The organism is Microbacterium sp. MMO-35 (assembly GCF_037147555.1).
Classification (GTDB): Bacteria; Actinomycetota; Actinomycetes; order Actinomycetales; family Microbacteriaceae; genus Microbacterium.
The window spans coordinates 339992-359030 of sequence record NZ_JBBCVH010000003.1 but is presented as its reverse complement, the minus strand read 5'-3'; the positions used below and the strand labels follow the sequence as shown (position 1 = coordinate 359030).

The following is a 19039-nucleotide window of genomic DNA, read 5'->3' as shown; positions in this document are numbered from 1 at the left end:
CTCCGGGAGTGCCATGACCACGTGGGAATACCTCACGACACCGCTGCTCATCCACAACACCGCTGCGATCCTGAACAACTGGGGCAAGCAGGGGTGGGAGCTCGTGCAGGTCGTCACCGGCCCCGAGGGCGGGCTCGTGGCGTACTTCAAGCGTCCGGTCGGCGGCGATGCGGCCGCCAACACCGGCCTCGGTGCCGCCGCAGAGGCCGCCCGCCAGTTCGAAGGAGACAACGCATGACCATCGCTTCCCGCCTCGCCGAGCTCGGCATCGAGCTGCCCTCCGTCGCGGCCCCCGTCGCCGCGTACGTGCCGGCCCGCGTGCACGCCGGCCTGGTCTACACGTCGGGGCAGCTGCCGTTCGTGGCCGGATCCCTGCCCGCGACCGGCAAGGTCGGGGCCGAGGTCTCGGCCGAGGACGCCCAGGCCCTCGCCCGCACCTGCGCGCTGAACGCTGTCGCCGCGGCGGCCGACGCCGCCGGCGGCGTGGACCGGCTCGGCGGCGTTCTGCGCGTCGGCGGCTTCGTCGCGTCCGCGCCGTCGTTCTCCGGTCAGCCCGGGGTGATCAACGGGGCGAGCGAGGTGCTCGGCGAGATCTTCGGCGATGCCGGCAAGCACGTTCGCGCCGCCGTCGGCGTCGCGGTGCTGCCGCTGGACAGCCCCGTCGAGGTCGACGTCGTCTTCACCCTCGCCTGATTCCCCCTCCGGGGAAGACGAGACCCCCGTTCCGGTCCCTTCGAGAAGGGATCCGGGACGGGGGTCTCGTCGTATCGGCCCTGCGGCCGCCCTCGGCTACTTCACCTGCGCCGAGATGGTCGACATCACCATCGTGTCGGCGAGGGTCGTCGTGTCGCCGACCTCGCGGCCCTCGGCCACGTCGCGGAGCAGGCGGCGCATGATCTTCCCGGAGCGGGTCTTGGGCAGCTCGCCGACGATGTACACGTCGCGCGGACGGGCGATCGGGCCGATCTGCTCGCCGACCCAGCCGCGCAGCAGCTGCGCGAGTCCCTCGGGGGAGTGCACCCGGATGTAGCTCTCCTTGATGATCACGAACGCGACGACGGCCTGACCCGTGGTCTCGTCGGAGGCCCCGACCACGGCGGCCTCCGCCGTCGCCTCGTGGGCGACCAGGGCGGACTCGATCTCCGCGGTGGACAGGCGGTGTCCGGAGACGTTCATCACGTCGTCGACGCGGCCGAGTAGCCACAGATCGCCGTCCTCGTCGAAGCGTGCGCCGTCGCCCGCAAAGTAGTAGCCCTGCTTCTCGAACTTCTCCCAGTAGGTCTCCTTGAACCGCTCCGGGTCGCCCCAGATGCCGCGCAGCATGCTCGGCCACGGCTCGGTGATCGCCAGGAGCCCGCCGCCGCCGACGCCCACGGGGGTTCCGTCGTCATCGACCACATCGATCGAGATGCCCGGCAGCGGCACCTGCGCCGAGCCCGGCTTGGTCGCGGTGATCCCGGGGAGCGGGGAGACCATGATGGCGCCCGTCTCGGTCTGCCACCAGGTGTCGACGATGGGCGTGTGCCCGCCGCCGATGACGTCGCGGTACCAGATCCAGGCCTCGGGGTTGATCGGCTCTCCGACGGAGCCGAGCAGGCGCAGGGAGGTCAGGTCGTACTGGTTCGGGATCTCGCGCCCCAGCTTCATGAAGGAGCGGATCGCGGTCGGCGCGGTGTAGAGGATGGTCACGCCGTACTTCTGGATGATGTCCCACCAGCGCCCCTGCTGCGGGGTCTCCGGCGTGCCCTCGTACATGACCTGGGTGGCGCCGTTCGCGAGCGGGCCGTAGGCCACGTACGAGTGCCCGGTGACCCAGCCGATGTCGGCGGTGCACCAGTAGACGTCCGTCTCCGGCTTCAGGTCGAAGACGACGCGGTGCGTGTAGGACGCCTGGGTGAGGTAGCCGCCCGACGTGTGCAGGATGCCCTTGGGCTTCCCGGTGGTGCCGGAGGTGTAGAGGATGAACAGCGGGTTCTCCGCCGGGAACGCCTGCGCCTCGTGCGCGTTCGAGGCGGCTCCGACGACGTCGTGGTACCAGAGGTCGCGCTCGTCGTCCCAGTCGATCTCGTTCTCGCAGCGCTTGACCACGATGACGTGCTCGACCGTGTTCTGCTCGCCCTCGCCGCGGTCGGCGAGGGCCTGGTCGACCGTGGGCTTGAGCGCGGAGGCCTTGCCCTTTCGGTAGCCGCCGTCGGCGGTGATGACGACCTTCGCGCCCGCGTCGTCGATCCGCGAGCGCAGGCTGTCGGCGCTGAAGCCGCCGAAGACGACGGAGTGGATCGCGCCGATGCGGGCCACCGCGAGCATGGAGGCGACGGCTTCGGGGATCATCGGCAGGTAGATGGCGACGCGGTCGCCGTGCCCGACGCCGAGGCCCTCGAGCACGTTCGCCAGGCGCTTGACCTCGTCGGTGAGCTCGGCGTAGGTGATGCGGCGCTCGTCTCCGGGCTCGCCTTCCCACAGCAGCGCCACGCGGTCGCCGTTGCCGGCCTCCACATGACGGTCGAGGCAGTTGTACGCGACGTTGAGCTCACCGTCGGCGAACCACTTCGCGAACGGCGGCGTGGTCCAGTCCAGCACCTGCGTGAAGGGCGTGTGCCAGTGCAGCTCGCGGGCCTGCTTCGCCCAGAACGCCTCGCGATCGGTGGCCGCTTCGGAGTAGATCTCCGGCTGCGCGACGGCGGCGGCCGCGAACTCCGGGGAGGGCGGGAACACACGGGTCTCGTCGAAGACGTGATCGATCTGGCTGCTCATGTGAGGGGGCGCTCCTTTGCGGCGGGGATGGGCCGCGGCCTCGCCGCGACAGGGGCGAATCTAGCCGCGCCCATCGCCTGACAATACCGCCGGAAGTCGGTAGTGCCGGTCGTTTTGTTCGGTCTCTTTTCAGACGTACACTGTCCGACGGCCGATCATTCGATTCCGGCTTTCCCGCGGCAGCGACGGTCCCCCTCCGTCCACCGCGGCCGGGCGGCATCCCATTCCCCCCGTGGGATGCCGCCCTTCTTCCTGCCGTGTCTGTTGCCGGGCCCGGCGTGCTTCCCCGGGCGGGGCTCGTGCGTCCGGTGCGCGCCCCCGGCCTGCGCGCTCCGACGCCGTTCCGACGTGCTGCTCCTGCACAGCCGGGGCGGGGAGGGACTTGTGCACGGGATGTGCTCGGGCGTCTCGGCCGCCCGAGCCGGGTGCCTAGCGTCGGGACATGGCCTCGCCTTTCGTGATCGTCCCCCGCGGTCCCGCCGACTCCCCGGAGCGGCTCGACCTGGATCCCGCCTTCGGCGACCTCGCGGTCCACGCCGCCGATCCGCGGGTGACCGACCTCTTCCTCAACGGGGCGGGCGGGTTGTTCGCCGACCGAGGCGCGGGTGTCGAACCGGTGCCAGGGTGGACCGCGTCCGAACGCGAGGTGCGCGAGCTCGCCGTGCGCCTGGTCGCCCTCGGCGGCCGGCACCTCGACGACTCCAAACCATAAAATAGACATATGCCCGAAACCCCGGAAACGCGCCCCGTCCGAGCGGCGATCTACGCCCGCATCAGCAGCGACAAGACGGGCGAGGGGAAGGGCGTTGACCGCCAAGAGGGGGACTGTCGAGCCCTGGCCAAGCGCCTCGGGTGGGAGGTCGTCAGCGTCTACATCGACAACGACGTGAGCGCCGCAAGCGGGAAGCCTCGGCCCGAGTACCGGGCGATGCTGGACGCGGTGAAGGCGAAGGAAGTTGACGCGATCCTCGCGTGGCACCCTGACCGGCTCCACCGGCGTCCGGCGGAGCTTGAGGAGTTCATCACCCTCGTGCAGACGTACGGGACGCAGATTCAGACCGTCGAAGTCACGAAGGAGAGCTACGACCTCTCGACCGAAGCGGGGCAGTTGGTGGCGCGCATGCTCGGGGCCGTGGCTCGGTACGAGGTGGACCAGACCAAGAAGCGGATCAAGGCGGCGGCCGACCAGCGGGCTAGGGAGGGCAAGCCCCGCGGGGGACTGCGCCCGTTCGGGTACGAGAAGGGCGGCATGGTCATCCGCGAGAGCGAAGCGGCGATCATCCGCGAATGCACCGAGGCGCTGCTTGCGGGGCGCACGCTGGCATCGGTGGCGCGCGAGCTTCGAGAGCGCGGCGTCACGGGTACCCAGGGTAAGCCTGTGACCTACAACAACCTCCGCGACATGCTCCTCAAGCCGCGGAACGCGGGCATCGTGGCCCACGGTCTCCCGAACCGGAACGCGGCGACGAACAAGAGCACTCGCGAGTACGAGGAGATCGGCCCCGCCGCCTGGCCGGCGATCGTCCCCGAGGATCAGTGGCGCGCGTTGGTCAAGGTGCTGACCGATCCGGGACGGCGAACCTACTTCGGCAACCAGCGCGAGTCGAAGCACCTCGGGTCGAGCATCTACCGGTGCGGCATCGAGGGGTGCGGCGGGAAGATGCGCACCGCGCCCAACGGCGGCACGCCGAGCAAGCCGGGTAGCCGCCACACGATCTATCGATGCGTGGAGAGCGCGCACCTGACGGTGCGGGCGTCGTTCACCGACGACTACGTGCGCGGAGTCGTGGCGGAGATGGTGCGCGATCCTCGGATCCAGGCCGCACTCGCACCGAATGCCGATCCGCAGCTCGCCGTCGATCGCGAGGAGCGGGCGAAGCTCACACGACGGCTGGAGTCGTTCGAAGACGACTACGCGGCGGGACATATCAGCGCGGCCCAGCTGAAGCGCGCGACAGAGCGCGTGACCGCGGAGATTGCCGATATCGACACCCGTTCTGCGCGGCTGCTACGTATGTCGGCAGCGGCGGCGATCCTTCGGGCTGAGGATCCCGGCCAGGCGTTCTTGGACTCGCCCGTTGACGTGCAGCGTGCCGTGCTGAGCACGGTGCTGAACGTCGAGGTCGTGCCACAGGAGCGGCGGGGACTCGCATGGTCCCCGGCGCGCCTGCGCCTGAGTCCCGCGGTTTGAGGGCGTCCGGAGGCGGCCATATTCGCCGGTTTCCGGCGTTCTGCCTGTCCTCGGTGGTTCCTGGCATTCCCGCGCGCTCAGAACGCCGGGAAGCGGCGGATATGACCGAACTCCGGGAACGCCCTAAACCCCTACAGACACCGGAAATCCGATAAACTAGGCATATCGGAGCCACGCCCGCGAGGGCGGCTCCGATCCTCCCCGAGGGCTCGCCGTTGGCCGCTCGGAGCGTGGACCTCAAGGCCACCGCCGCACCAGGCAGGCCGACGAGTAGAACGGATCGGACGCCTCCGATGGGCGAGGCCTTCGGGCCCAGTGCAGGACTCCCACGAGCTCCCTGCGGTGCATCACACAAGACGTCCTCGCGCGGACTGTAGTTGAAAGGCGCGGAGACGTCGGCTGAGCACCCGCAGGGAGCTTTTCGCATGTCCGACACCGACACCCCCGCCCCGCGCCGTATGCGCGATGGAGAAGGCGTGGCGCAGTTCTTCCAGGTTGGAGAAGAGACCGTCGTCCGCTGGCGCAACCTCGGATACATCCGCGCCTACCGGCTCGACGGTCGCCGCGCGCTGCAGTACGACCTGGACGAGATCGAACGAGCCTTCAAGACCCAGGGTCCGCGCAAGATGCGCGATGGGCGCAAGCGAGGCGCGAAGGGGCGCATCGTGCGCCTGATCGTGGCCGAGGGGAGCGACCAGTGAGCGCCGCCGCGGTGCATCCGACGCCGCAGGAGGCCGCGGCGGCGCTTCCGCCCCTGACCGATGACCAGTGCGCGCGTGTGGCGCGGCTGCTGAGCGTCGTGCACCCCTCGGGAGGTGCCTCATGAGCGGACGACTGAAGCGGCTCGCGGCCTGCGCTCAGTGCGGCGTTGCGTTCCATCCCCGATCGAACAGCGCGCGCCGGTTCTGCTCGGTCACGTGCGCCGGTCTCGCGAAGGCGAAGCCCGCGATCCCTGATCCCGGCGTCACCCCGGAAGAGCGAGCCCGTGCCGCCCGCATCGCGGCTGACTGCTTGGACGCCTACCAGGCGGTCAAGGAAGGCAGCGGGCATGGGTGACGAGGTGATCCCGGCCCGAAAGGTCGTCGAGCTGCTGCATTCGAGCGCCGAGGACAGGGCGCTCAACGCGGTAGTGCTCGGTGCGGGCGTCAGCATCATGTGCGCGGCCTGTTACCCGCGTCAGCCGGAGCGGTTGCAGTACAGCGCACGGCGCGTGCGGCCGGTGTCGCACAACGGCGACGCTCCCTGGTGGAAAGTGCTCCTGGCCGAGTGCGATGGGGTCGTGAGCATCCGATTCCCTCGGACGCTGACCGATCCTCGAGCGCTGATCCTTGCCGAGGATGCCGTGGACGCGCTCAGCGTCACCACGTGTTGTCACGGCGAGGACGAAGCCCTCGGAGGGTGGGACTGGCGCTCGGGACTGGCCGACGCCCTTGAGGAAGCGGTGGCGACGACAGGAGACGAGTGGAACGAGGAGTGGGAGCGTCTGCGGCGCGAGCGTGAACGTGTCCAGGCCGCCGACGAAGCCGCCTACGACGCGTTCACGCTCATGCAGATGCTCCCGCCTAGGATCCGCGTTCAGGCGTTCGCTGCGGTGCTGCAACAGGCTGGGCATCCGGTCGTGGTGGAGCAGGCGCGTGTCTCGTGGGAGTGCGGAGACTCGGACGAGAATGGGCGCTGGGTGCGCGTTTCCTACGTGCTGGACGCTGACCGAGGGATGATCCCCGCGCACGACACGTGCGGGCAGCATCCCGAGGAGGATCCGAGCCCGCTGGACCTTGCCGCGGAGTACCGGCGAGTGCTCGCCCTCTCGGATGCCGAGCGGGCCGCGTACGCGCCGGTGCCTGAGAAGAAGCGGGGCTCAGGCTGGCCCCGAGGCGGCGGCACAGTCCCGAAGAAGGCACCGAGGCGTGACGAGTGGCCGGCGTCACGCACCAAGGCCTGGTGCGTCGAGCACGGCCTCGACATCGCCGCGGGGATCAACACGCTGTTCAAGGCGGTGGTCGCAGCCGAGCCGGACGAGGCCAAGCGTCCGACGAAGGCGGCGATCATCACCATGAAGAAGGCGCAGAGCGCCGGGTAGCACCCCGGCTGCACCTGATCCCGCTGTACCGTTCCGTACCGTACCGTGTCACGCCCCTACGTAGTAGGGGCGACGGTACGGTACGGCACGGTACGACGGGGCGGGGGCAGCCTCAGGTGAGCACGCAGGCGGAACCGTTGAGCACGTCGGATCCGAAGTAGGTACGGGCGGCGAGTCGGGAGAGGGGCCACCCCGACTCACCGACCGGCGTTGCGCCCGGATCGCGCCCGAGCAGGAGGGCGGACTGCCAGCGGACGACGTCGCGGATCACCTCAGCGACAGGGCGAGGTGCGGGGGCGAGTGCAGTGGTCATCGGGGCTCCGTTCGGTCGGTCAGACCCCTCTTCTCACGGTGTGGTCTGACCTCATCAGGATACCCAATACCCCTCTGGGGTACCACAGCGAAGAGGCCCGTAGTACGCTTGTGAACGAGGGCCCTTGCACGGCCCGAGGTGCGCTGCTGGCGGTAGGGCCGGGCCTGATTCAAAGGCCCCGTCATGTCCCGATCTGAAGACAGCCCCCACCGCATCCAGCTTGCGCGTCGCCCTGAGCACATCAGCGACGCGAAGGAAGACGCGACCGTCAACGCCCTGACCGTGCTTGCCCACGGCGGCACCCTGAAGAGCGCGAAGCGCTCGCGCAACCTCGCTGCCGCCGACGCGGAAGCGACCATTGACCGGCTCCTCCGCGGCGCTAACGCACCCGCGGCGGGGGAGCCTCCCACGTCCCCTGTCCGAGGACATGCGGGGGACGTGCGACCCACCGGCAGACCTATCGCCTTGGGAGCCCTGCCGGTGGGTCTCCCCCCTCTCGAAGAGCGCATCGCGGTCGTGCGCCACCGCCTCAGGCGAACAGCCCTCGTGCCCTCGGTGCTGACGGTCCCGTGCGCCGAGCACGAGGCCGCCGCGGGCGAATACTGCTTCGGCAACGTCGCGCGCGGCGTGTGCTGGCGGCGCGTGCAGCGGCGGGCGGCCACGCGATGAACAGCGACCGCGACAGCGCGTTCACCACGGAGGAGCGCCAGCGCATCGAGGACGAGTGGATCGAGCTCGCCCCCGGCACCAGCACAGCGCCCGCCCTCGCGGCGATGGAGCGACTGGCAGCCGAGACGGACCCGTTCAACCTCGCCCAGCTTCGACGGTGGCGCGCGAAGGATCAGCAGATCATCGGCGTGACGAAGCGCGGCCCGGTGTTCGGGAAGCTCTCATGACGCGCCGGTACGAGCCCCGGATGATCGCGGTCGACCACTCCGCCACCCTCCGAGCGGAGGGCTACCGCGAGGACGCGAAGCCAGTGCCGACCCCTCGGGAGCCTGAGCCGCCCGCGGCCTGGGAGGCGAAGCCCGAGCAGCCGCCTGCTGCGACGCCGAAGCCCGGTCGGGGCAGGTCCATTCGCGTGGTGCTTCCTCAGCCTGACGGCGCAGTCGTCATGCAGCCCGAGGAGGCCGCCACCGTGAAGCGCATGTTCGCCGCGGCACGCAACGGCGCGACGGACGCCGCCACCCGAGACCGCCTCCGGAAGATCGAGGCCGAGATGAACAAGAACACGCGAGGTGCGCTGTGAGCATGACCGTCAGAGAGCAGCAGATCGAGACCGCCGACGCCTGGGAGGCGATCCCCTCGGGAACCCTCCCGTGCGGCTCGTGCGGGATCGCGGTGCGCAGGCCTGTGGATAACTCCGAAATGGAGGTGCTGACGCTCTACAAGCCCGAGAGGGGACACGGCCCCGGTGACGGGCAGCTTGACCTTCTCTGGACGCGCTGTGACACGTGCCGGATGACTCGTGCGGCAGCATCCGGCCTCATGGACGCACACCCCACGGTGCGCGGCAGCATCGGCGATCGAACCATCGCGATCGACCGCCTCGAAGACGCCCTTGCCGGTCTCGACATCCTCGGGATCACGAGCCCGCAGATCATCGACCGGCTGACCGCGAACGTCAAGCCGCTGCGCACACTCATGGACGCCTTGACGATCCCGGGCGGCAGCGCCGCGTGGGTGCTGCACGCCCGCGCCGCGGGGTACGGTCGCGCCACGCGGACGCCGGCCAACGGCAAGCGATGGGCGCACGTCACTGAAGAGCAGCGGCAGGCGCTCCGAGACGCCGCCGCAGCCCTCCTCGCGCGCGACGTGGCGCGTCCTGTGGACGTGCTCGCGCCCTCGGACGATGGCAGCCCCTCGGGGTGCCTCCTATGCGGCGTGGGAGCCGTGCAGGCGTTCCGAGAGGACGCGGGAGAGGTCTGGACGCTCATGAGCGCCGACAGCGCCACCATCGGCGGCAGGCCGATGCCGGACACCCTGGACGGCGTGGTCTGCGCTCGATGCGATGCGGCGATCGACCGCGCGCAGGGAGTCGGCCAGCAGGCCATGGCCCTCAGCGTGCGCGACTTCCTGGGGATGCCGCACTTCCTCCGGTCCCTGGAGCACATCGACGGACTGATCGGCTGGGCGGCGCTCCCGAAGGGCACCCGGCCAAACGCCGAGCCCTGGGCGCACATCGACCTGACCCTGATCCGCGAGAGCGTGAACGTCCTCCTCGGGTATCAGCCTGTCGGCGCGTAGCACTCCCGAACCCGATTCCCTCGGTGGCCGCCTGACTCATCGGCATCCGGGGCTGTGCCTCGCAGGTGCCACAGCGCCCGCGGGGCCGTCCACGGTCATCCTGCGACGGCTGGGCGGTATCAGGGCTCGGAGATGCCCGAATCGGGGCATTTCGGAGAAATCCCTGTTCAGAGATATGTCTAAAACTTGGTATGGACGATCAGGCCCCGTGCGTGGACGTGCGGCTCGCCTCGGGGGTGCGCGTGCACGCGGTGCTCGCCCCGGTCGCGACCAGGGGCACCGCGGTCTCGGTGCGCATCCCGCGGGTGCGGGCGGCGGATCTCGACGACCTGGCACGTCTGGGGGCGATCGACGCGCCGCAGCGCGGCTGGCTGGAGCGCATCGTCGTCGCACGGAAGAACGTGCTGATCACCGGAGGCACCGGCACCGGCAAGACCACGTTGCTCGCGGCACTGCTGGCGCACGTGCCGCCGCGTGAGCGGATCGTCACCATCGAGGACGTCGCAGAGCTGCGCCCGAGGCACCCGCACCACGTCTCGCTCGAAGCCCGGCAGCCGAACCTGGAGGGCGTGGGGGCGATCACGGTCGCGCGCCTCGTGCGCGAGTCGCTGCGGATGCGGCCGGACCGCCTCGTCGTCGGCGAATGCCGCGGGGAGGAGATCCGCGATCTGCTGACGGCGCTGAACACCGGGCACGACGGCGGCGCGGGGACGCTGCACGCGAGCGGGCTCGCCGATGTGCCGGCGCGGCTGGAGGCGCTCGGAGCCCTGGCCGGCATGGACCCTCCGGCGCTGGCCCGTCAGGCCGTGAGCGCGTTCGCCTCCGTGCTGCACCTGGTGCGGGCCAGCGGCGGAGAGCGACGGCTCGCCCAGGTGGGGGAGCTGCGTCTGGACGGCGAGCATCTGGGCATCGAGGAGGTGCGGCCGTGGTGAGGGCGGTTCCCTCCGCGCGACGTCCGGCGCAGCTCCGGGCCCCGCGCGATCCGGCTCGGCGCCCTCGGCTGCGGGGCAGGGGCTCCCGCGTCCGCGAGGCCGAGGTCGCCGAGGCCGTCCGCACGCTGGCCGTGCTGCTGCAGGCGGGTGCGGCGCCCCTCGCCGCCTGGCGCCACCTCGCCGAGAGCGGATCCGCCGTCGCCGTCGGCGTGCTCGCCGAGACCGTCGAGCACGGCCGGCCCCTGGTCGAGGCGATCCGCGAGGGCGGCGGAGTCTGGCGGGTCGTCGCGGCGGCCTGGGGGATCGCGGGCACCGTCGGGGCGCCGCTCGGCGAGGTGCTGCGCGCGATCGCCGCAGCGCTCGAGGGCGCGGGGGAGATCCGGGACGAGGTGGCGGTCGCGCTGGCCGAGCCCGCCGGCACCGCCCGCCTGATGCTGTGGCTGCCGCTCGTGGGGCTGCTCCTCGGCGGCGCGCTCGGGTTCGATACGGCGACGGTGCTCCTCACCCGGCCCGCCGGGTGGATCTGCCTCGCGGCGGGTCTCGGCCTCCTGCTGCTCGCCCGCGGGTGGACCAGGGCGCTGGTCCGACGCGCGGCTCCGCCGGCCGGGATCCCGGGGATCCGCGCCGAACTGCTCGTCGTCGCACTCTCCGGCGGGACCGCGATCCCGCGAGCCCGTGCCTTGGTCGAGCAGGATCTGGCGGAGGGGGAGGATGCGGCGACGGCCGAGGAGGCGATCGAGCGGATCCTCCGTCTGTCCGTCGCCGCGGGCGTTCCGGCCGTGGAGCTGCTGCGCGCCGAAGCCGATCGTGCACGCAGGGAAGCCCGCACCGCGGGGCGCACCGGGGCCGCGCGGCTGAGCTCGCGCCTGCTGCTCCCGCTCGGCATCTGCACCCTGCCGGCGTTCCTGCTCCTCGGCGTCGCGCCCCTGATCCTCAGCGTGCTGTCGACGACGCCGCTGCCGTTCGCTTGAGCAGGGCGGCGGCGACCGGGTGCCGATCCGACGGGACGAAGAAACCCACGGAAGAAGAGAGAAGAGAGAAGGAAGAAACATGATCCAGAAGCACCAGAGCGGCTCGAGTGCCCTCCCGCCGCTGACCCGCCGCCGGGCCGCCGGGCTGTTCGGCGACGACACCGGAGCCGCGACCGCGGAGTACGCCATCGCCACGATGGCGGCCGTCGCGTTCGCGAGCCTCCTCGTGGTCATCATGCGCAGCGACGAGGTGCGCGGCATCCTCACCGATCTCGTGCGTCGCGCGCTGACGGTGCAATGAGAGTCCGGACTCCGATCGCCCGCGGTCCCGGTCACGATCGCTCCGGTGCACGGGGTGGCGCGCGCGACCGGGAGCGCGGCTCGGCGACGGCCGAGCTCGCCGTGGCGCTGCCGATCGTCGTCCTCATCCTGCTGCTCGGCGTCGGCGGCCTCGGCGCCGGAATGCGGATGGTCGCGCTGCAGGACGCCGTGGCCGACGCGGCCCGCCTGCTCGGCCGGGGCGACGACGCCGGGCGAGCGGGCGCCGCGGTGACGCGGGCGGATCCGGCAGCGACGTTCGGGGTGCGCCGGTCCGCCGAGCTGGTGTGCGTCACCGCCTCGTCCCAGGCGCGCATCCTGGGCGCGGTGACGGTGCCCCTCCGTGCGACGGGGTGCGCGCTCGATGGAGGACGCTGATGGCCGGCTCCGCCCTCGCCGTCGGGGGCATCGCCGTGGCAGCCGCGCTGGGCATCGGCGCCGTGGCGGTGGGCGGCGCGGGCGCGACCTCGCAGCGCGTCGCGGCCGCGGCCGATGCCGCGGCGCTCGCCGCGGCGGACGTGCTGTCGGGGGCGGTCGCGGTGGACTCGGATCCCTGCGCGCTCGCCGCGAGGGTCGCCGAGGCGCACGGCGCCGCGCTGGAGGACTGCCGCATCGCCGGCCTCGAGGTCGTCGTGCGCGTCGGCACCGCGTACGCGGGGCTCCCCGCGGCGGCGGGGGCCCGGGCGGGGCCGCCCTCGCCGAGCACGGGGCGGCGATGACCGGCGTCCGCGGCCGGCGGCGCGGCCCGATGCGCGTCTCATGGTCCCCGGCCCTCCGGCAGCGGCGTACGCTGGGTTCCCGGCTGTCGCGGGATCCCGTGCAGGAGAACCCGAACCTCCTGCGGCGACGGCCCATCGTGCTGAGTCCCCTCCTCCGGCGCGGTGTGTATGGTGTGCTTCGACCCCTCGTCAAAGCTCAGGACCCGAAAGGACCGCACCCGTGGCGCAAGGCAAGAAGCTTGTCATCGTCGAGTCCCCGACGAAGATGAGGTCCATCCAGGGCTATCTCGGCGACGGCTTCGAGGTGCTCAGCTCGGTGGGGCACATCCGCGACCTCGCCGACAAGAAGGACATCCCGGCCGCCGACAAGCAGGCGTACGGCAAGTACTCGATCGACGTCGACAACGACTTCGACCCCTACTACGTCGTCTCGGACCGCAAGACCAAGACCGTCGCCGAGCTCAAGCGCGCCTTGAAGACCGCCGACGAGCTCCTGCTCGCCACTGATGAGGACCGCGAGGGCGAGGCCATCGCGTGGCACCTGCTGGAGACCCTGAAGCCGAAGGTCCCCGTCAAGCGGATGGTCTTCCACGAGATCACGAAGGACGCGATCCAGGCCGCCGTCGGCAACACCCGTGAGCTCGACCTCGCGCTCGTCGACGCCCAGGAGACCCGCCGGATCCTGGACCGGCTGTACGGCTGGGACGTGTCGCCCGTGCTCTGGTACAAGGTCAAGTCGGGGCTCTCCGCAGGGCGTGTGCAGTCGGCCGCCACCCGCATGATCGTCGACCGGGAGCGCGAGCGCATGGCGTTCGTGTCGGCCGAGTACTGGGACGTCGACGCCACCGCCGTAGCCGCCACCACTCCGTTCACGGTGCGCCTCGTGCGGCTGGACGGGGGCGCCATCGCCCGCGGCACCGACTTCGACGACAACGGCGCCCTGAAGAAGGCCGTCGTCGTGCTCGACGAGAAGGCGGCGGCCGCGCTCGCCGCCGCCGTGGACGCGGCCGGATCCGGCACCGTGACGAAGGTCGAGGCGAAGCCCGGCACCCGCAGCCCCTACGCGCCCTTCACCACCTCCACGCTGCAGCAGGAGGCGGGCCGCAAGCTCTCGATGAGCGCGAAGCAGGCGATGAGCGTCGCCCAGCGCCTCTACGAGAAGGGCTACATCACCTATATGCGCACCGACTCGGTCGCCCTCAGCACCCAGGCGGTGCAGGCGGCGCGGTCGCAGGCGGTCGCGCTCTACGGCGATGCCGCCGTGCCGCTGAAGCCCCGCGTGTACAAGGGCAAGAGCAAGAACGCGCAGGAGGCGCACGAGGCCATCCGCCCGTCGGGCGAGCAGTTCCGCACGCCGGCATCGGTGTCCGCGCAGCTCGACCGCGAGGAGCAGCGCCTCTACGACCTCATCTGGAAGCGCACGGTCGCCAGTCAGATGTCCGACGCGAAGTACGAGACCACCACGGTCACGCTCGCCGTGGACGCGGACGGCCGCACCGCGGAGTTCACTGCGTCCGGCACGGTGTACACCTTCAAGGGCTTCCTCGAGGCTTACGAGGAGGGCAAGGACGAGCGCCGCAACGCCGCCGACGCGGCGGAGAACCAGTCGCTCCCGGCCGTCGCCGTCGGCGACGTGCTCGGCGTCTCCGATGCCGACGCCAAGCCGCACCGCACGACCCCCAAGCCGCGCTACACCGAGGCGTCGCTCGTGAAGGCGCTCGAAGAGCACGGCATCGGCCGCCCGTCCACGTTCGCCAGCATCATCGACACCGTGATCGACCGCGGCTACGCGACCAAGCGCGGACAGGCCCTCGTGCCGACGTGGATGGCGTTCAGCGTGGTCCGGCTGCTCGAGCAGCACTTCGCCGACCTCATCGACTACGACTTCACCGCCGCGCTCGAGGACGACCTCGACGCGATCGCGCGCGGCGAGCAGAAGCGCATCGAGTGGCTGCACTCCTTCTACTTCGGCGACGACACGCAGGTCGGCCTCCGCCAGGTGGTCGACAACCTGGGCGAGATCGACGCACGGGCGCTCAACGCGACTCCGATCACCGACACCGCCACGCTCCGGTTCGGCAAGTACGGCCCGTACCTCGAGGTCGCCGATCCCGCGCACCCCGACGCGAAACCGCGCATCGTGAACGTCCCCGAGGATCTGGCTCCCGACGAGCTGACGGCGGCGAAGGCCCGGGAGCTCATCGAGGCCCCCGTCGCCGGCGACCGCGTGCTCGGCGAGAACCCTGCGAACGGCAAGGTCGTCGTGGTCAAGGACGGCCGGTTCGGCCCCTACGTCCAGGAGAACGACCCGGTCTCCGACGACGACCAGGTCGATGAGACCACCGGCGAGGTCGTGGAGAAGCCGAAGCCGAAGCGCGGAGCGAAGAAGGAGGCCGCGCCGAAGCCGCGCACCGCCTCCCTGTTCCGCTCGATGTCGGTCGACACGATCGACCTCGACACCGCGCTCAAGCTCCTCGATCTGCCTCGGGTGGTGGGTGTCGACCCGGCGACGGACGAGGAGATCACCGCGCAGAACGGCCGCTTCGGGCCGTATCTGAAGAAGGGCGCCGACTCGCGCTCGCTCGAGAACGAGCAGCAGATCTTCGACATCACGCTCGAGCAGGCCCTGGCGGTCTACGCGCAGCCGAAGTACGGCGCGCGACGCGCATCGAGCGCGCTCGCCGAGTTCGAGGCCGACCCGGTCAGCGGCAAGCCGATCCGGATCCGGGACGGGCGTTTCGGTGCGTACGTCACCGACGGCGAGACCAACGTGACCATCCCGCGCGGCCAGCAGGTGCAGGACATCACCTTCGAGATCGCCGTGCAGATGCTCGCAGACAAGCGGGCCAAGGGACCGGCGCCCAAGCGTGGATCCCGTGCCGCGGCGGCCAAGAAGGCACCGGCGAAGAAGGCGCCCGCCAAGACCGCTGCGAAGAAGCCCGCAGCCGCGAAGGCCACGGCGAAGACCGACGCCGAGAAGGCCGCTGCCCGCTCCGCCGCGGCGAAGAAGGCGGCCGCCACGCGCGCCGCCAACGCCGCGAAGAAGCAGGCCGGGGCGTGAGCGCCGCCCGAGGGATCTGGATCACCCTCGAAGGCGGCGACGGCTCGGGCAAGACCACGCAGGCCGCGCTGCTGGAGGCCTGGCTCGACGCGCAGGGCCGCGACGTGCTGCGCACCCGCGAGCCCGGCGGCTCCGAGGTCGGCGTGCTCATCCGCGACATCGTCCTGCACCACCGCGGCGACATCGCGCCGCGGGCGGAGGCGCTGCTGTACGCCGCCGACCGCGCCCATCACGTCGCCACGGTGGTGCGCCCGGCGCTCGAGCGCGGTGTGGTCGTCATCCAGGACCGCTACCTCGACTCGTCCGTCGCCTATCAGGGGGCGGGGCGGGTCCTGGACGCCCAGGAGGTGCGCGATCTGTCGCTGTGGGCGGCCGAGGGCGCGCTGCCCGACCTCACGGTGCTGCTCGACCTGGATCCCGCGGCCGCGCGCCGTCGGCTCGACTCCGCCGACAAGCCGTTCGATCGGCTCGAAGCCGAGCGCGAGGAGTTCCATCAGCGAGTCCGCGAGGCCTACCTCGCCCTCGCCGCGGCGGAGCCCGAGCGCTTCCTCGTCGTCGACGCGGCGCAGGATCCGGCGGCCATCGCGGACGTCGTCCGCGCACGCGTGGCCGCCCTGCTCTGATCCGCGGCTCGGCGGGCAGCACGTTCCCGCCCGCTCGGCGGGCGAGCACGCGCGGCGCCGCAGCCGGTCGCGGGCGCACGGTGCATGTCGCCCCTCCCGGTTAGGCTTGACCGCATGCCCGCCACCGTTCCCGCGCCGTTCCCCTGGACCGACGTGTGGGGGCAGGACGCCGCCGTCGCGGCGCTGCGCACCGCGGTCGAGAACCCGGCCGCCATGTCGCATGCCTGGCTGATCACCGGACCTCCGGGGTCGGGCCGCTCGACGCTGGCCACGGCGTTCGCCGCGTCGCTGATCGCCGGCCCCGGCGACGAGCAGACCATGCACCAGGTGCTCGCCGGCACCCACCCCGATGTGACGGTGCTGCGCACCGAGAAGGTGATCATCTCGATCGCCGAGGCCCGCGCCCTCGTCGAGCGCTCGTATTTCGGGCCGTCCAGCGGGCGCTATCGGGTGATCGTCGTCGAGGACGCGGACCGCATGACCGAACGCACCTCGAACGTGCTGCTGAAGGCGCTGGAGGAGCCGCCGGAGCAGACCGTGTGGATCCTGTGCGCCCCGAGCGAGGCGGATCTGCTGCCGACCATCCGCTCGCGCGTGCGGTCGCTGCGCCTGCGCGAGCCCGATGTCGCCTCCGTCGCCGAGCTCATCGTGCGCCGCACGGGCGCCGACTCCGCGGTCGCGGAGCAGGCCGCGCGTCTCGCACAGCGGCACATCGGCATGGCGCAGCGGCTTGCGACCGATGAATCGGCCCGGGCTCGTCGCGAGCACACCATGCGCGCCGTGCTGGGAGCCAGGGGCGTCAGCGACGCCGTCGAGGTCGCCGGCCAGATCGTGCAGGCGGCGACGGAGGACGCCAAGGCGCTCACGGCCGAACGCGACGACGCCGAGCGGCGCGCGCTGCTGCACACCGTCGGCATCGCCGAGGGTCAGGCCGTTCCCCCCGCCGTGCGCTCGCAGATCAACGCCCTCGAGGAGGAGCAGAAGCAACGCGCCAAGCGCAGCGTGCGCGACGGGCTCGACCGTGTGCTCACCGACCTGCAGTCGCTGTTCCGCGACGTGGTCATGCTGCAGTTCGGCCGCGACGACGGGCTCATCAACCAGGAGCTCGCCGCCGAGCTCGCCGCCGTCGCCGAGGCCTGGCCGCCGGAGCGCACGCTGGTCGTGCTGGACCACCTCGCCGAGACCAGGGAGTCGCTGGAGCGCAACGTCGCCCCGGCCCTCGCCCTCGAGAGCTTGCTCGTGACCGTCACGAGCGGGAGGAGACCATGAACACGCGTTCCGCTTCGCGACTGCGCCGGATCACCACGGTGGCGGCGGGTGTCGTCGTCGCCGCCCTGGCGCTCACCGGCTGCCTGTACTCGATGATCCCCGCCGGATCCTCGTCAGCCGGGCCGACCGCGACCCCCGACACGTCGGGCGTCTCCGCCGAGCTGATGCCGTTCTACGGGCAGACGCTCCAATGGTCCGCCTGCGGCAGCGGCATGGACTGCACGACCGTCAAGGCGCCGCTCGACTGGGACGACCCCGGCAAGGGGAGCCTCGATCTCGCCGTGGTGCGCCATCGCGCGACCGGCCACTCCCAGGGATCCCTGCTGACGAACCCCGGCGGGCCGGGGGCGAGCGGACTCGAGCTGATCAAGTCCAGCCTGAGCTTCGCCGTCAGCCCCACGCTGATCAAGAACTACGACGTCATCGGGTTCGACCCGCGCGGTGTCGGGTCCTCGACCGCCGTGAAGTGCCTCGATGCACCGCAGATGGACGACTACCTCTACTCGATCCGCCCCGGCGCGCGGGGCAGCGACGAGTGGACGGCCGCGCAGAAGACGGCGAACAAGGACTTCGCCGATGCGTGCGAGAAGAACAGCGACGGGATCCTGCCGTACATCACGACCGTGAACTCGGCGCGGGACATGGATCTGCTGCGCGCAGTGCTGGGCGACAAGAAGCTCAACTATCTCGGCTACTCGTACGGCACGTTCCTCGGCGCGACGTACGCCCAGCTGTACCCCGAGCGCGTCGGGCACGTGGTGCTGGACGGCGCGCTCGACCCCGCCGTGTCCAACCTCGACGTCAGCACGACGCAGGCCATCGGGTTCGAGTCCGCGCTGCGCGCGTACATGGCCGAGTGCCTGAAGGGCAAGAAGTGCCCGTTCCAGGGCACCGTCGACGAGGCGATGAGCGACCTCGGCGCGCTGCTGGCGAGCGTCGACCGCTCTCCGCAGAAGAACGCCGACGGGCGCATGCTGGGCGCGGACACGCTGATGACGTCGATCGTCTCGGCGCTGTACTCGCAGGACAGCTGGCCGTACCTGACGCAGTCGCTGACCGCCGTGCTGAAGGGCGACCCGTCGGTGGCCTTCCAGCTCGCCGACTTCTACAACAACCGGGAGAACGGCGCCTACTCCGACAACTCGACGGAGGCGTTCCGGGCCTACAACTGCATGGACTACCCGGTCGAAGACGATCCCGCGGCCAAGGCCGCGTCGGACGCGAAGATCAAGGCCGAGGCCCCCACGATCGCCCCCTACTGGGATGGTCCCGACCCCTGCGAGCAGTGGCCCTATCCGCCGACCGGAAAGCGCGGCGAGATCACCGCGGCAGGATCCGGTCCGATCCTCGTCGTCGGGACCACCAACGACCCCGCGACGCCCTACTCGTGGGCGGAGTCCCTCGCCAAGCAGCTCGAAGGCGGGATCCTCATCACCCGCGTCGGTGAGGGCCACACGGGCTACAACAAGGGCAACTCCTGCGTCGATGACGCGGTGGACGCCTATTTCGTCGACGGCACCGTGCCCGACAAGGCCGGGATCCGCTGCGAGTAGGCCGAGGC

At 71.2% G+C, this 19039-nt stretch carries 22 protein-coding genes; 20 read left to right on the top strand and 2 right to left on the bottom strand.

Annotation, left to right across the window (positions count from 1 at the left end; translation table 11 throughout):
* The first annotated feature begins 13 nt into the window (after positions 1–13).
* Positions 14–238 carry a DUF4177 domain-containing protein gene (locus WFJ01_RS08590; RefSeq protein WP_251446047.1) on the top strand — a complete coding sequence of 75 codons (225 nt, stop codon included), beginning with the start codon at positions 14–16 and terminating at the stop codon, positions 236–238.
* A complete protein-coding gene (locus WFJ01_RS08585; RefSeq protein WP_292884035.1) occupies positions 235–693 on the top strand; it encodes a RidA family protein in 459 nt (152 codons plus the stop codon). Before WFJ01_RS08590 ends, WFJ01_RS08585 begins: the two co-directional genes overlap by 4 nt.
* 96 nt (positions 694–789) lie before the next feature.
* On the opposite strand, the gene acs is transcribed toward WFJ01_RS08585, so the two are convergent.
* Positions 790–2754 carry an acetate--CoA ligase gene (gene acs / locus WFJ01_RS08580; protein WP_295034841.1) on the bottom strand — a complete coding sequence of 655 codons (1965 nt, stop codon included), beginning with the start codon at positions 2752–2754 and terminating at the stop codon, positions 790–792.
* Between the two features lie 442 nt (positions 2755–3196).
* Between acs and WFJ01_RS08575 the strand changes: the two genes are divergently transcribed.
* The 5 genes from WFJ01_RS08575 to WFJ01_RS08555 all read left to right on the top strand — a co-directional run bounded on the left by WFJ01_RS08575 (position 3197) and on the right by WFJ01_RS08555 (position 7025).
* The gene (locus WFJ01_RS08575) at positions 3197–3466 is read left to right on the top strand and encodes a hypothetical protein (RefSeq protein WP_336628812.1); all 270 of its coding nucleotides are present in this window, start codon (positions 3197–3199) and stop codon (positions 3464–3466) included.
* Positions 3467–3475: 9 nt separating this feature from the next.
* A complete protein-coding gene (locus WFJ01_RS08570; protein WP_336628811.1) occupies positions 3476–4945 on the top strand; it encodes a recombinase family protein in 1470 nt (489 codons plus the stop codon).
* Between the two features lie 425 nt (positions 4946–5370).
* Positions 5371–5646, top strand: coding sequence for a hypothetical protein (locus WFJ01_RS08565; protein ID WP_336628810.1), 276 nt, complete (start codon positions 5371–5373; stop codon positions 5644–5646).
* Positions 5647–5767: 121 nt separating this feature from the next.
* Positions 5768–6001 (top strand): hypothetical protein, encoded by a 234-nt coding sequence (locus WFJ01_RS08560; RefSeq protein ID WP_336628809.1) that lies wholly within the window; start codon positions 5768–5770, stop codon positions 5999–6001.
* The gene (locus WFJ01_RS08555; protein WP_336628808.1) at positions 5994–7025 is read left to right on the top strand and encodes a hypothetical protein; all 1032 of its coding nucleotides are present in this window, start codon (positions 5994–5996) and stop codon (positions 7023–7025) included. Before WFJ01_RS08560 ends, WFJ01_RS08555 begins: the two co-directional genes overlap by 8 nt.
* A 112-nt stretch (positions 7026–7137) precedes the next feature.
* Here the strand turns inward: WFJ01_RS08555 and WFJ01_RS08550 are convergent, their stop codons facing one another.
* Positions 7138–7338 carry a hypothetical protein gene (locus WFJ01_RS08550; protein ID WP_336628807.1) on the bottom strand — a complete coding sequence of 67 codons (201 nt, stop codon included), beginning with the start codon at positions 7336–7338 and terminating at the stop codon, positions 7138–7140.
* Positions 7339–7521: 183 nt separating this feature from the next.
* Here WFJ01_RS08550 and WFJ01_RS08545 point away from each other — a divergent pair, with 183 nt between their 5' ends.
* The 13 genes from WFJ01_RS08545 to WFJ01_RS08485 all read left to right on the top strand — a co-directional run bounded on the left by WFJ01_RS08545 (position 7522) and on the right by WFJ01_RS08485 (position 19031).
* Positions 7522–8007 carry a hypothetical protein gene (locus WFJ01_RS08545; RefSeq protein ID WP_336628806.1) on the top strand — a complete coding sequence of 162 codons (486 nt, stop codon included), beginning with the start codon at positions 7522–7524 and terminating at the stop codon, positions 8005–8007.
* Positions 8004–8234, top strand: coding sequence for a hypothetical protein (locus WFJ01_RS08540; protein WP_336628805.1), 231 nt, complete (start codon positions 8004–8006; stop codon positions 8232–8234). The genes WFJ01_RS08545 and WFJ01_RS08540 overlap by 4 nt, the downstream gene beginning before the upstream one ends.
* The gene (locus WFJ01_RS08535) at positions 8231–8587 is read left to right on the top strand and encodes a hypothetical protein (protein ID WP_336628804.1); all 357 of its coding nucleotides are present in this window, start codon (positions 8231–8233) and stop codon (positions 8585–8587) included. Before WFJ01_RS08540 ends, WFJ01_RS08535 begins: the two co-directional genes overlap by 4 nt.
* 239 nt (positions 8588–8826) lie before the next feature.
* The gene (locus WFJ01_RS08530) at positions 8827–9585 is read left to right on the top strand and encodes a hypothetical protein (protein ID WP_336628803.1); all 759 of its coding nucleotides are present in this window, start codon (positions 8827–8829) and stop codon (positions 9583–9585) included.
* Between the two features lie 191 nt (positions 9586–9776).
* Complete coding sequence (locus WFJ01_RS08525) at positions 9777–10517, top strand: CpaF family protein (RefSeq protein WP_442928043.1); 741 nt, start codon at positions 9777–9779, stop codon at positions 10515–10517.
* The gene (locus WFJ01_RS08520) at positions 10514–11488 is read left to right on the top strand and encodes a type II secretion system F family protein (protein WP_336628802.1); all 975 of its coding nucleotides are present in this window, start codon (positions 10514–10516) and stop codon (positions 11486–11488) included. Before WFJ01_RS08525 ends, WFJ01_RS08520 begins: the two co-directional genes overlap by 4 nt.
* A 79-nt stretch (positions 11489–11567) precedes the next feature.
* The gene (locus tag WFJ01_RS08515; protein ID WP_295034839.1) at positions 11568–11789 is read left to right on the top strand and encodes a DUF4244 domain-containing protein; all 222 of its coding nucleotides are present in this window, start codon (positions 11568–11570) and stop codon (positions 11787–11789) included.
* Positions 11786–12184 (top strand): TadE family type IV pilus minor pilin, encoded by a 399-nt coding sequence (locus WFJ01_RS08510; RefSeq protein ID WP_336628801.1) that lies wholly within the window; start codon positions 11786–11788, stop codon positions 12182–12184. The genes WFJ01_RS08515 and WFJ01_RS08510 overlap by 4 nt, the downstream gene beginning before the upstream one ends.
* Positions 12184–12525 carry an Rv3654c family TadE-like protein gene (locus WFJ01_RS08505; RefSeq protein ID WP_336628800.1) on the top strand — a complete coding sequence of 114 codons (342 nt, stop codon included), beginning with the start codon at positions 12184–12186 and terminating at the stop codon, positions 12523–12525. Before WFJ01_RS08510 ends, WFJ01_RS08505 begins: the two co-directional genes overlap by 1 nt.
* Positions 12526–12745: 220 nt before the next feature.
* Positions 12746–15586, top strand: coding sequence for a type I DNA topoisomerase (gene topA, locus WFJ01_RS08500; RefSeq protein ID WP_336628799.1), 2841 nt, complete (start codon positions 12746–12748; stop codon positions 15584–15586).
* Positions 15583–16209: a dTMP kinase gene (gene tmk / locus WFJ01_RS08495; protein ID WP_336628798.1), complete on the top strand. Its 627-nt coding sequence runs from the start codon at positions 15583–15585 to the stop codon at positions 16207–16209. The genes topA and tmk overlap by 4 nt, the downstream gene beginning before the upstream one ends.
* Before the next feature lie 114 nt (positions 16210–16323).
* Entirely contained in the window at positions 16324–17478 is a 1155-nt protein-coding gene (locus WFJ01_RS08490) for a DNA polymerase III subunit delta' (protein ID WP_336628797.1), read from the top strand.
* Positions 17475–19031, top strand: coding sequence for an alpha/beta hydrolase (locus WFJ01_RS08485; RefSeq protein ID WP_336628796.1), 1557 nt, complete (start codon positions 17475–17477; stop codon positions 19029–19031). Before WFJ01_RS08490 ends, WFJ01_RS08485 begins: the two co-directional genes overlap by 4 nt.
* The last annotated feature ends 8 nt before the right edge of the window (positions 19032–19039 follow it).